We start from the raw sequence: 12408 nt of genomic DNA on the forward strand, positions 1-12408 counted from the left end.
ATATCGGCATGACAGCATCAAATCCGCTTAACGGTAATTACACGGATGGTGGCTGATGAGACGTGCCGGACTGCTGATCGCATTGGCGTCAGCCGGGTGCTTCGCCTTCTCCGGACCCATGGCCAAATACCTGGCCGCCGCGGGGCTGGCCCCGCTGGAGTCCGTCTGGGTCCGGATGGCCGGTGCCGGGCTGCTGCTCGTCGGCGTCCTCGCGTTCTTCAGGCCCCGGGCACTGCGCATCCCGCGCTCGCGGCTGCCGTTCTTCGCGGCCTACGCGGTGATCGCGGTGGCCGGGGTGCAGGCGCTGTACTTCGCGGCGCTCACCCGGCTGCCGGTGGGGGTCACCCTGCTGATCGAGTACACCTCGCCGGTGCTGGTCGTGCTCTGGGTGCGCTTCGTCCGGCGGGTACGGCTGCCGCGCGCGGCCTTCGTCGGCGCCGTGGTCGCGGTGATCGGGCTCGGCATCGTGGTGGAGATCTGGTCGGGGTTGAGCCTGGACCCGGTGGGCCTGCTGCTGGCCGTCTGCGCCGCGGTGTGCTGTGCCGGATACTTCCTGCTCAGCGACGGCTTCGGCGACGACGTCGATCCGCTCGGCCTGATCGGCTGGGGCCTGCTGGGCTCGGCCCTGGTGCTCCTGCCCATCTCCCAGCCGTGGAACATCCCCTGGGAGGCGTTCACCCGGACCGTGGCACCGGGGAGCGGCTACGCGCTGCCCGCGTCGGCGGCCGTGATCCTGCTGATCGTGGTCGGCACGGTCGCCGCCTACATCCTCGGCGTCACCGCGGTCCGCCGCCTGTCGGCCGCCATCGGCTCGACGGTCGCCTCGATCGAGGTCGTCGCAGGAGCGGTGATCGCCTGGATCATGATCGGAGAGGCCCTCGGGCCCTTCCAGATCGTGGGCGGCGTCATCGTCCTGTTCGGCGCCTACCTCGCCCAGCGGGTGACGGCGGCCCTGCCCGTGGCCGTACCCGAGGGCAGGGAACCGGCTCGCGCGGTGTGAGCCGGTGTGAGCCGTGCCCGGCTCCAAAAGGCGTGGGCCCCGTACGTGAGGTCAGGAAGCCGGCTCGCGTGGCGTGAGCCGTACGACCTGGGAGCGGGCGGCCCAGCGCTCCGTCAGCCTCGCGCCGTCGACGGCGTTGAGCCGCTCCTTGGCGAGCGCGGCCACCGCCTCGGCGGCCTCCGCCTGGTTCACCACCTCCACGGAGGCGTCGAAGGCCACCAGCCGCCCCCCGTTGTCCTTGCTGCGCAACGTCACCTGGACCTGGCCCGCCTCGGCCAGCCCCGGCAGTGACTGCTCGCCACCCCCGGTGACCAGGTAGATCGCGCCGTCGTGCCACGTGTGCCAGGCCAGCCGGGGCCGGTCCAGTGAGAGCCAAAGGACGCTCGACTTCTTGGCACCCTCTTCGATCACACCCATAAGACGAATGTACGGCCTGCGCCTCCCGATCCACGGTGGGCAGGCCGTATCGCCGAGTTCTTCCGGCGGCGGCCCGGCGGGCGCCGTAGGCCGCCCCGGCCTGTCGTCGACGCCGGATCGGCCGCTAGCGTGTGTTCATGCGCTCCCGACGTTCGTGTCTCGCGGTACCCGGCAGCAATCCCCGCTTCCTGGAGAAGGCCCAGGGGATCGGGGCCGACGAGGTTTTCCTCGACCTGGAGGACTCCGTCGCGCCGCTCGCCAAGGAGGGCGCGCGCAAGAACATCGTGGCCGCCCTGCGCGAGGGCGACTGGTCGGGCAAGACCCGGGTCGTGCGGGTGAACGACCTGGGCACCCAGTGGACCTACCGGGACGTCATCGAGGTCGTGGAGGGCGCGGGGGAGTTCGTCGACTGCCTGATGCTGCCCAAGGTGGAGGACCCGAACCAGGTGGTCTGGCTCGACACGCTGCTCACCCAGATCGAGAGGGCGAACGGGCTCGAGGTGGGCCGGATCGGCATCGAGGCCCAGATCGAGAGCGCCAGGGGCCTGGTCAACGTGGACGCCATCGGCGGCTCGTCCAGGCGCCTGGAGACGCTGGTCTTCGGTCCCGCCGACTTCATGGCCTCGATCAACATGCGGACCCTGGTGGTCGGCGAGCAGCCGCCGGGTTACACCGAGGGCGACGCCTACCACTACATCCTGATGCGCATTCTGATGGCCGCCCGCACGCACGACCTGCAGGCCATCGACGGCCCGTATCTGGCGATCAAGGATCTGGACGGCTACCGGCGGGTGGCCGGGCGGGCCGCGGCGCTGGGATTCGACGGCAAGTGGGTGCTCCACCCGAGCCAGGTCGAGGCGGCCAACGAGGTGTTCTCGCCGTCCCAGGAAGACTACGACCACGCCGAGCTGATCCTCGACGCGTACGAGTACTACACGACGGTGGAAAGGCGCGGCGCGGTCATGCTCGGAGACGAGATGATCGATGAGGCGTCCCGGAAGATGGCCCTGGTGGTGGCGGCCAAGGGCAGGGCGGCGGGTCTGGGACGGACCGGCACCTTCACGCCCCCTACAGCTTGACGCCGATCGCGATGAAGAACCAGAACGACGAGGTCAGCCAGAGCCCGGTCAGCGCGGTGAACGTCAGCCCGCCGAGGACGGGAAGGGTCCAGCCGGGCAGTCCCCGTTTGGGGAGCGCCAGCATCTTCGCGACGAACACGCCGTAGAAGAAGCAGCCCAGCAGCGAGTGGACCATCACCCGCGGCGCGTCGAACTGGGTGCCCAGCGCGTACAGGCAGTGGAACGCCACCGGGAGCGTCAGCAGGAACGCCACCCGGCCCGACCAGCGGTGCAGGGTGCCGATCCAGGGGACGTCCAGCTCGATCCGGCCCCACATCACCAGGGCGGAGAGGAGCTGGACCAGCACCAGCACGAACGCGCCGGTGGTGAGCCAGGCCTTCATGGCCAGCGCCCCGGAGAATCCGGCCAGGCCGACCGCGTACCCGGTGGGGGTGTGGACGCGCCCGTAGAGGCCCAGGCCGACCGCGATCAACCCGCCGATCACGAGTGGCACGAGGAGCGGGACGAGGTTCTGCCTCGGCTCCGGCACCCGCATGGCCTGCGTGCTGTCTCCCGTGTCGTCCGGCACCCGCACCGGGTTCGGCACCCGCATGGCCTGAGTGCTGTCCTGTGTGTCGTCCGGCATGCCATTCATCACATTCCTCCGATGAACTCGTCGACGTCCTGGGGGTCGACCTCGACGCCGTCGACGGTCGCGTTCCGGCCGGGCTCCGGGATCGCCACGTCGGCCGGCTTGTCGTCGACGAGGGTCAGGCCGACCCGGCTGCCGTCGTCCAGGTAGATCCAGCCGGCGCGGACCTTCGCGCCGCGGACGACCGCGCTCGCCCGGTAGAGCCCGGAGGGCTTCTTCACGGTGGGAGCCTTGAAGTTCCACCGCCTGCCGCCGAACTCGAGGGCTCCTCCGGCCCTGCCGCCGCCGATCCGGGCGACGAGCGAGGCGTCGTTCGCCCCGGTCAGGGTGACCTCGCCATCGGCGGCCCTGCCCTTGAGCCAGGCCTCGATCCTGCCGTCGCAGAAGTAGCCGACCGCCTTGCCGTTCCTGATGGATATGGCGATCAATCCTCCGTTGCCCGCCACCCGCCCGGCGTAGTCGGCCTTGACGGGGGTGGGCCTGGCGGTCTTGGAGGGTTCCGGGGCCGGGGTGGCCTCGGTGACGGCCGCGGTCACCTCGGGAGCCGCCGGGGTGGCCGCGTCTGCCTGCACGTCTGCTTGCGTGTCGGCCTGCGCGTTCACGTTCTGTGTTGTTACCGGTGAAGTGGTGACGGTGAGCGCGCCGATGGCGACGACCATCGCCGCCCCGGCCGCCAGCGTGTGGACAGGCCCCAGCCGTGTCATCGTTCGCTCCCTGGTCGTGGTGGTTTCCTGACACAGGTGTACTCCGTCCGGGGTGCGGAGTCTGTGAACTAATCCATACAAGAGAAGGAAAAACGGGCCTCTGCCGGAACGGAGAACGCGGGAGGTCTCTTCACGCCCGAGGGTTTCCGAACTATGTGCTTAAAGTGTGACAATTCCGGCGCTGAGCCAAGAAATATGACTAGAGAGGTCTCGTCATCCCGCCTCGGACGTGTTGATCTGGAGTATGTGTGCCCCTTTTGGGGGCTCGTGGAGAATCCTTGGTTCCCGGCGGATAGAGGTGATCGTTTCGACGGAACGGGGTAAGAGTAGGGTCGCCGTACGATTCGCCGCTTCCGCAGGGGTTGCGGCCTAGCATCACGGAGACGACTGGAACGGTCCGGGCGGTGGTCCCGGGCTGAAACGGGCTTCCTGCGAGGAGGTGCTGAGCGTGGCCTCGGGCCCCCACGACCCGCGCTCGCAAGAGTGGCCGGCGGACGACGACGCCGTTTACGACGACGCGACACACGAAGGTGAGTCACAGGAGCCCCACACGTCCCCGCCGACGATCCAGCACTCCCCTCCGGGGCCCTCCGACGACAGCACCAGAGGGCTCCCCCTGTCCTCGCCCTGGATGCTCCCTCCGTTCGCCGCGCCGACCCCGGACGACAGCGAACCCCCGCAGGCGCGCCCCGAGGGACTGGGCGGCGAGCGCCGCCGTCCCCACACCCAGCCCTACGCCTCCGCCTCCCGGCCGCCGTCCCCGCAGACTCCTCCCGATCCTCACCGGTCCGCGGACGAGGGGTCCTCCGAGCCGGAACCCCGGGATCCCCTGGGGCAGGGGCGCCCGCGTCTGGTGGACCGCCCGGACCTCCTCGTCGCCTCCGGCCCTCCCCGCGAGCGCGGGACCGGCCGGAGAGCGGACAGGCCCGACCTCCTGGTGGCCTCGGGCCCTCCCCGCGAGCGCGGGCGGAGCGAGCGGGCGGAGCCCCCGCCGGACGAACCCGAGGACCGGATCAGGCTGAGGCCGGACATCACGGCCGTTCCCGAACCGGCGCCCGAACCGGCCCCGAGACGGGCCCCGAGACGGGCCCCGGCTCCGGAACCCGAATGGACCCCGGACCCGGAGCCCGAATGGACCCCGGACCCGGAGCCCGAATGGACCCCGGACCCGGAGCCCGCATGGACCCCGGAACCCGGACCGGCCCCGAGACGGACCCCGGACCCGGAACCCGAATGGACCCAGGAACCCGGATGGACCCCGGAGCCCGAGCGGGCCTCCGGACCGTCGCCCGAGCGGCTCGCCGTACCGGATCAGGACGACTTCGAGCCGGTCCGCCGCGTGGGACGCCCTCCCGGCGGCAGGCCGGCCAGGCCTGACCTGCTGGTCGCCCAGGGCTCGCCCAGCAGGAGGGGGCCGAACGGCGGGCGCCACCATCGTCCGTCCACCGCGCCCTCCGCCGTGCGCCGTTCCAGCCCGGTCAGGCGCAGGCGTGGCCGTGGCCTGGTCATGCCGTTCATCATGGTCCTCGTCGTGACCGTCGCGGTCGGCGGCGGACTGGTGCTGTGGGGGTGGGTGAGCAGCCCGTTCGCCACCGGCCTCCGGCTGGTCGGCGACGAGGTGCGCTCGGGAGACGCCAACTTCGTGCCGCAGGCGGGCCTCGGCGGCGACGGCTCCAACCAGGTGCTCAACGCCGTGGCCTCGGTGGGTTCCGTCATGGTCGCGGTCGGCAGCGACACCACCAGCCCCGTCCCGAGGCCGTTGTTCCTGTTCTCGCCGGACGCCGGCACGACGTGGCGGCTGGGCAAGGTGACCGGACCCGCGGGGTACGAGACGGGTCCGACCACGGTGGGCCGGGTGGCGGGCGGCGACGGGCGCTGGCTGGCCGCGGGCAACGACACCCTCGGTGCGGAGCGCGGTCTGTGGACCAGCGCCGACGGCTACAACTGGAGCGCGGTCGACCCCGGCGCCCTGGGCGCCTTCGGGGCCGGAGACAAGATCATGGACCTGGCCAGGACCTCCTCGGGGTTCGTCGCGGTGGGCACCGTCATGCTGGCCGACGGCACGAACGGAGCCGTCGCCTGGGTCTCGCCCGACGGCCGGGAGTGGACACGGGTGGAGACCTCGGAGATCGGCATGCCGGACAAGGTCCGGGGCATCAAGGCGGTCGTCGCCAAGGGCGACGCCGTGGTCGCGCTGGCCGATCCGGCCCAGGGCCAGTCCACCTCGGTCATCCTGCGCTCGCCCGACGGGGGCAAGAGCTGGCTGCGGACCGGCGCGGCGCTGAGCGACGTCATCCCGGAGCCGGGGGCGCTGGCCGTGGCCGCCGACGGGTTCGTGCTCGTCCCGACCCAGCAGCGCAGCGACAAGGGCGAGGTCCGCGTCTACTGCTCGGCGGAGGGCGTCGACTGGGCCGGATGCGGCACCATCACCGGCCTGGCCCGCGACGGCTCGGGCGTCAAGCGCCTGGCCTCCTCCTCGGCGGGGGTGGCCGCGGTCGCCGAGTCGGGCTTCGAGCACTACGCCGTCTACACCAGCGAGGACGGCCGCGACTGGAACAAGAGCACCGACCTCGGCGAGGTGCCCGGCTCCCTCCGGGCGCTCGCCCTGTCCGACACCGGCACGCTCGTCGTCGGCGGCGACGAACGCGCCGCCGACGTGGACAATCGCGTGGTCCTCATCACCGCGCCCAAGGGCGGCGAGGCGAGACCGGTCTCCCTCGGCGGGATCGAGGGGCTGGCGAGGGCCGCCCGCGAGACGGCCAGGGTGGCGGCGGGCGACGGCACGTTCGTCGCCGTGGGCGCGGCCTCCGGCGACGCCGGGATCTGGACCAGCACGAACGGCGAGAACTGGAAGGCCGGAGGCCCGGCCGCGCTGCTCGGCGGCCCGCTGCGGCAGGCGCTGGGCGACGTCGCGCACGGCAGGCGGGGCTGGCTGGCCGCGGGCAGCACGATGACCGACGCCTCCTCCACCGAACCCCTGCTCGTCACCTCCGCAGACGGCGAGAACTGGCGCAGGGTCCCGGTCCTGGGCCCTCTCGCCCCGGCCGCCGACCACGACTTCCTCGCCCCGCACGCGGTGGCCGCGGGCCCCTCCGGCTACGTCATGGCGGGGGAGGACCGCGGCCCGGCCAGCGTCGTCCCCGTCCTGTGGTTCTCCTCCGACCTCAAGCGCTACAGCAGGGCGGCCAAGCTCCCCGCGGGCGGCACCGGGGTGCGGCTGCACGATGTCTCGGCGACCTCGTCCGGATACGTGGCCGTCGGCGGCGCCGGTACGGCGGAGCGCGAGACGGGCGTGGTCTGGGTGTCGGCGGACGGGGTCAACTGGACCGGCAGGAAACCGGTCCTGCCCCCCGGCGCGACGTCGGCCGGACTCCGGCACGTGGTCCTGTACGGCGGGCACATCGTCGCCGCGGGCACCGCCCTGACCGACGACGGGCGCAGAGCCTTCGGCGCGGTGTCGGCCGACAACGGGTCGACCTGGGAGTTCTCCTGGCTCCCCGCGGACCGGTCGTCGGCCGTCCAGGACCTCGCGGCGACGGCCGAGGGCGTGGTGGCGGTCGGCTGGCACGGCGTCCCCGGCGCGGGCGACAGCGTGGCGTGGACCTCAGAGAACGGGTTGAACTGGCAGCGTCACGCTCCCAGCCAGGGCAGCCTGGACGGCGACGGCGCCCAGTGGCTCGGCGCGGTGGCGGTCTCCGGCGGCCAGGTCGTGGCCCTGGGCCGCTCCACCACCTACAGCGCCGACCACCTCACCCTGTGGCGCTCGACCCTCACATCCTCCCGATGACCGCCCATTCGAGGAGGGCGTCCAGAAGGCCGGCGGTGAGCGGGAGCCGTACGAGCTCGTCATAGGTGAACCAGCGGGCGTCGGCGGCGTCGTCTCCGGCGGAGAGCGTGCCGCCGGAGCCGTCGGGTCCGGCGGGGAGCGCGGCCAGGTAGTCGCGGATCTCGTAGACGACGCCGCCGGGTCCGGGACGGTCGACGGTGCCGGCCAGACGGCCGGGGACGACCGTCAGCCCGGTCTCCTCCAGGACCTCGCGGGTCACCGCCTCGACGTCGGATTCGCCGGGTTCGACCCGGCCGCCGGGAACGGACCAGAGGCCCTCGCCGGGTGGGCGGCCACGGCGGACGAGGAGGATCCGCCCGGAGTCGTCGACGACGACGGCCCCGACACAATTTACGCGCACGTGAATAAGATTACGTCTGGATAACGGAGAACACTCTTGACGGATGGGCCGTGAACACAGCAGCGTGAGTAGTCGTGAAAGCCACGCCTATCTGCCCCCGGTGTTTCGGTGAGCTTCGTCCGCCGGGCGTTTGGTCAAGCGCCTGGAGATGTGGCACGCACGGTGACGTTCTGCCCTTGCAGCCCCCGAGACATCCGTCCTCCGCCGCCGTAGAGATCATCAGCCGTGGTGCCCGCGTTCCCGTCTGGCTGCCGTGGCCCCTGCCCACGGGCTGGCTGGTCACCGGGTTCGCCGAGGCGGGTGACGACCGCAGCGGCATCAGAGCCACCGTGGTCGCGCTCTCCGGCCCCTCGCTGACCCAGGGCCCCGCCGACCTGCTGCTCATCGCCGAGGAGCCCGGAGTGGGGCTCGGCGCGGCCTTCGCCGGGCTGGACGCCACGGATCCGGGCACCGGGTTCGACGAGGGCCCGCCGCACGCCAAGATCGAGGTCAAGGGCCATCCGGCCGCGCTGTGGTGCGTGGGCGCCGCCCCGGATCGGGCGGTCTACGCGGGTGAGGCGCTGGGAAACTGGCTGTGGGCGGTCGTCTGGCCCCCGGACGCGGGCTACATCATCACCCTGGCCGAGCTCTCCCTGAGGGATCTGCGCGACAACGACCAAGCGCTTGACCTGCCGTTCGGCGCGTTCTCCCCGCGACTGGCCGCCGCGGGTCCCTGAACCGTCGCCGACACGCCCGCCCGCACCGGCGAACGGCGCGGGCGGGCGTGACGTCGCCGCGGGTTTCTCCGGCGCCTTTGATCCCGGCGTCATCCGTTACCTCCGCTCGAACCGCAGGGCCGGGAGGAGGCAGTAAAGTTCAGAAGCGTGACAGCGCGTATCGAGCGAGTAGTGACCGAGGGCGTCGTCGACGTAGACGGCGTCGAGCACAAGGTCGAGAACAATACCTGGATCGTGGGCGACGACGAGGATGTCATCGTCGTCGACCCCGCGCGCGACGCGGAGAAGATCCTGGAGAAGGTCGGCGAGCGTGAGGTGCTGGCGGTTATCTGCACCCACGGCCTGCCCGACCACGTGGGCGCGGCCATCGAGGTGGCGGCCAGAGACGAGGCCGTCGTCGCCCTCCACCCCAAGGACCGGCCGCTGTGGCGGCTGACCTGGCCCGACACCTGGCCGGACATCGACATGGAGGACGAAGGCCTGTTCGAGGTCGGCGGCGTCCAGCTTGAGGTCCTGTCCACTCCCGGCATCTCCCCGGGCGGAGTCTCGCTGTACTGCGAGGCGCTGGGCGCGGTCTTCACCGGCAAGACCCTGCAGGCCGACGGTCCCGGCAAGATCGGCGGGGAGTATCCCGCCCTGGCCGACCAGCTCACCGCGATCGGGGGTGCGCTGTTCACCTTGAAGCACAAGACCCGCGTGCTGCCCGCGCACGGCGAGGAGACGACCATCGGCGACCTGGAGTCCCAGTTCGACGCCTGGCTCTCCGGCTCGCTGACCCGCGGCACGGCGACCCAGGAAGACGAGGGCCCGCTGACCGACGGGACCCGCGCGGCAGGGATCCGGCTGAACCTCCCGGGCGAATAGGCCTTCATGGACCAGCTCCCCTTGGAGGGCATGCCGCGGCGGCTGTACGCGTGCACGCCGTCGCGGCTGAACAACTGGCTCGACTGCCCCCGGCGATACCGGTTCACCTACATGGACCGGCCGTCGCCGCAGAAGGGGCCGCCCTGGGCGCACAACAGCGTGGGCGCCAGCGTGCACAACGCGCTGGCCGCGTGGTGGCGCGAGCCGTACGAACGGCGGACGCCGGTGATGGCGGGCATCCTGGTCACCAACGGGTGGATCGGCGAGGGCTTCCGCGACGTCGAGCAGTCGACGGCCTGGCGTGATCGTGCCCGCGAGATGGTCTCCGGATACGTGGCGAGCCTCGACCCGTCCGACGAACCGGTCGGTGTCGAGCGGACGGTGGCCACCCGCACCTCCGGCATGGCCCTGTCCGGTCGCATCGACCGGCTCGACCGGCGGGGGGAGGAGCTGGTCGTGGTCGACTACAAGACCGGCCGCCGTCCCCTGACCTCCGACGACGCCCGGTCCTCGCTCGCGCTGGCCGTCTACGCCGTCGCCTCCTCCCGGGTCATGCACCGCCCGTGCCGCAAGGTCGAGCTCCACCACCTGCCGACCGGTGCGATCGTGGGGTGGGAGCACACCGACGAATCCCTGGCCCGTCACCTGGGACGGGCCGAGGAGATCGCGATCGAGGCCTCGGAGGCCGACGAGCGTTACAAGGCCTGGGCCGGCACGGTGCGGGTCAAGAACGTCGACCGCACCCCGCCGCGGGTTCCCGAGAAGATCGACGAGCTCTTCCCGCCCAGGACCGGCCCGCTCTGCTCCTGGTGCGACTTCCGCCGTCACTGCCCCGAGGGGCAGGCCGCCGCGGGTGACCGCCTGCCCTGGGACGGCCTCGCCGACTGACGGCCACGCCACGGCGGAGGGTGAGCTCACGACGACTCCCTCCGCCGGGTCGTGCTCAGGTGAGGCCCGGACTCCCGTCCGGCCGGCGGCGGGGGTCGGTCAGACCCTTCAGCCCCTTGCTCACGTCGTAGCCCGCGGCGCCCAGACGCGCCCGCGAGGCGGCGAGCATCTCGCGGGTGCCCGGCATGAAGGCGTGGTCGTGAACCCGCTCGGGAATCGTGTTCATCACGGTCCGGAACGTCTTCAGCGCGGCGGTCACGGCGCTCGGCGGCACCTCGGGCAGGACGCCGTACATCCGCCTGGCCCAGGCGGGCAGCGAGTAGTAGCACAGCGCGCCGAACGGGAAATAGACCGGCTTGCCCGGGGCGAGCCCGCGCAGCCCGGCGGGCAGGCGCGGCCACAGCAGGAAGCGCACCGTGGAGGCGGATTCGGGGATGACCCTCAGCCGGGGCCGCATCGCGGCGAAGTAGTCGTCCATCTCCGCCCGCGAGCCGGGCACGTCCTCGGCGTGCAGGCCCACGTAGGTGGCGCTGCGGCGCTGCTCGGCCAGATACCGGTCGGCCTGGCGGTCGCTGAGCCGGAGACCCGCCCGCCGTGCCACCGACAGGTAGGAGGAGACCTCCGCGCAGTGGACCCAGAGCAGCAACTCCGGGTCGTCCACGCGGTGGACCTTTCCGGTGCCGGGGTCGTCGATGCGCAGCGCCCGGTGGATCCCCCGGACCCGGCGGCCGATCGCGTCGGCCTCCGCCGGGCTGCCGAAGGTGACCCGGCCCACGAAGTCCGCCGTACGGCGGAGCCGCCCGAAGGGATCCTCCTGAAAGTCGGAGTTCTGCCAGACCCCGCGCATCGCGAGGGGGTGCAGGGCCTGAAGCATGAGGCCCCGGACCCCGCCGATCCACATGGAGCGGTCGAGGTGCACCAGCCAGGTCGCGGTGTGCGGGGGCTGGACGACGATGTCTTCGATACCGGTCATGGTAGGTAAAGAACCTATGCGGCCATCGCCCGGGGTGACCGGCGGGGGTCTCAGCCCGGCAGCCGGGTCTCGGCCGCGTTCCAGAACCGGGTGAGGGCGGCGGCGGTCGTCTCCGGAGCCTCCACCGCGGGGGAGTGGGCCGAGCCGGGGACGACGACGCACTCGGCGTTCAGGCGGCGGGCCATCTCGGACTGCGTCTTCGGCGGCCAGCCGTCGTCGTGCTCGCCGTACAGGACCAGAGTGGGGACCTCGACCTGGGTGAGCTCCTCCGACCGGTCGGGCGCGGAGAGCACCTCCCCGGTCATGGCGAACATGCCGGTCTGGGAGTTGGCGAACAGCCGCTTGCGCAGGAACGCGATGATCTCGTCCGGCACCCCGGCGGCCAGGGCCTCCGGCTCCATCCTGGTGTGCCAGATGCTTTCGAGGCCGAACTCGGGCAGCTCCTTCATCATGATCCGGCCCGCACGCTCGCGAGGCCCGACGATCGAGGAGGGACCCGAGCTCATCAGGGTGAAGGACGCGAACCTGGTCCGGCCGTCGATGACCGCCTCACGGGTCACCAGCCCGCCGAAGGAGTGCCCGACCAGGTGGACGGGACCGCCGTGGCCGATCACGTGCGCCAGCACGTCGACGTCGTTGCCGAGCGCGGCGCAGGTGTAGGCCCCGGGATCGTCGGGGCCGCTGGTCTCGAACTGCCCTCGCATGTCGACGGCGACGACCTGGCGGCCGGACTGGGCGAGCGTCTGGAGGACCGCGATGAAGTCTTCCTTGCTGCCGGTGAGACCGGGAACCAGCAGCGCCGGCCAGCGCTCGGGGACGCCGCTGACGGGCAGGGCCTCAAGCGCGGCGAACGTGCCCACCGCCGTTTCGAGATAGCGGGAGCGGACGCCAGGCGGCAGGGTCAGAAAACGTGGCGTACTCACGTGGCCCCACGATACCTCTCCTGGCG

At 71.9% G+C, this 12408-nt stretch carries 12 protein-coding genes; 6 read left to right on the forward strand and 6 right to left on the reverse strand.

Annotation, left to right across the window (positions count from 1 at the left end; genetic code table 11):
- The first annotated feature begins 55 nt into the window (after positions 1–55).
- Complete coding sequence (locus J2853_RS40755) at positions 56–1000, forward strand: EamA family transporter (protein WP_307566752.1); 945 nt, start codon at positions 56–58, stop codon at positions 998–1000.
- A 51-nt stretch (positions 1001–1051) separates the two neighbouring features.
- Here the strand turns inward: J2853_RS40755 and J2853_RS40760 are convergent, their stop codons facing one another.
- A complete protein-coding gene (locus J2853_RS40760; RefSeq protein ID WP_307566754.1) occupies positions 1052–1417 on the reverse strand; it encodes a hypothetical protein in 366 nt (121 codons plus the stop codon).
- 137 nt (positions 1418–1554) lie between these two features.
- Between J2853_RS40760 and J2853_RS40765 the strand changes: the two genes are divergently transcribed.
- Positions 1555–2496 (forward strand): HpcH/HpaI aldolase/citrate lyase family protein, encoded by a 942-nt coding sequence (locus tag J2853_RS40765; RefSeq protein ID WP_307566756.1) that lies wholly within the window; start codon positions 1555–1557, stop codon positions 2494–2496.
- Here J2853_RS40765 and J2853_RS40770 read toward each other — a convergent pair.
- The gene (locus tag J2853_RS40770) at positions 2486–3121 is read right to left on the reverse strand and encodes a DUF6529 family protein (RefSeq protein ID WP_307566758.1); all 636 of its coding nucleotides are present in this window, start codon (positions 3119–3121) and stop codon (positions 2486–2488) included. The genes J2853_RS40765 and J2853_RS40770 overlap by 11 nt on opposite strands.
- Before the next feature lie 8 nt (positions 3122–3129).
- Entirely contained in the window at positions 3130–3831 is a 702-nt protein-coding gene (locus J2853_RS40775) for a superantigen-like protein SSL4 (RefSeq protein ID WP_307566760.1), read from the reverse strand.
- Positions 3832–4279: 448 nt separating this feature from the next.
- Between J2853_RS40775 and J2853_RS40780 the strand changes: the two genes are divergently transcribed.
- Positions 4280–7618 (forward strand): hypothetical protein, encoded by a 3339-nt coding sequence (locus J2853_RS40780; RefSeq protein ID WP_307566761.1) that lies wholly within the window; start codon positions 4280–4282, stop codon positions 7616–7618.
- Here the strand turns inward: J2853_RS40780 and J2853_RS40785 are convergent.
- A complete protein-coding gene (locus tag J2853_RS40785) occupies positions 7602–8018 on the reverse strand; it encodes an NUDIX hydrolase (protein ID WP_307566763.1) in 417 nt (138 codons plus the stop codon). The two genes, J2853_RS40780 and J2853_RS40785, sit on opposite strands and share 17 nt — an antisense overlap.
- Before the next feature lie 74 nt (positions 8019–8092).
- Between J2853_RS40785 and J2853_RS40790 the strand changes: the two genes are divergently transcribed.
- From J2853_RS40790 to J2853_RS40800, 3 genes are all read left to right on the forward strand, one after another.
- Entirely contained in the window at positions 8093–8734 is a 642-nt protein-coding gene (locus tag J2853_RS40790) for a DUF6758 family protein (RefSeq protein WP_307566765.1), read from the forward strand.
- A 147-nt stretch (positions 8735–8881) separates the two neighbouring features.
- A complete protein-coding gene (locus tag J2853_RS40795) occupies positions 8882–9598 on the forward strand; it encodes an MBL fold metallo-hydrolase (protein WP_307566766.1) in 717 nt (238 codons plus the stop codon).
- 6 nt (positions 9599–9604) lie between these two features.
- A complete protein-coding gene (locus tag J2853_RS40800) occupies positions 9605–10486 on the forward strand; it encodes a RecB family exonuclease (protein ID WP_307566767.1) in 882 nt (293 codons plus the stop codon).
- Positions 10487–10541: 55 nt separating this feature from the next.
- Here J2853_RS40800 and J2853_RS40805 read toward each other — a convergent pair whose 3' ends face one another.
- Positions 10542–11459: an oxygenase MpaB family protein gene (locus J2853_RS40805; RefSeq protein WP_307566768.1), complete on the reverse strand. Its 918-nt coding sequence runs from the start codon at positions 11457–11459 to the stop codon at positions 10542–10544.
- A gap of 50 nt (positions 11460–11509) precedes the next feature.
- A complete protein-coding gene (locus J2853_RS40810; protein ID WP_307566769.1) occupies positions 11510–12382 on the reverse strand; it encodes an alpha/beta fold hydrolase in 873 nt (290 codons plus the stop codon).
- Between the last annotated feature and the right edge of the window lie 26 nt (positions 12383–12408).

The organism is Streptosporangium lutulentum (genome assembly GCF_030811455.1).
GTDB lineage: Bacteria > Actinomycetota > Actinomycetes > Streptosporangiales > Streptosporangiaceae > Streptosporangium > Streptosporangium lutulentum.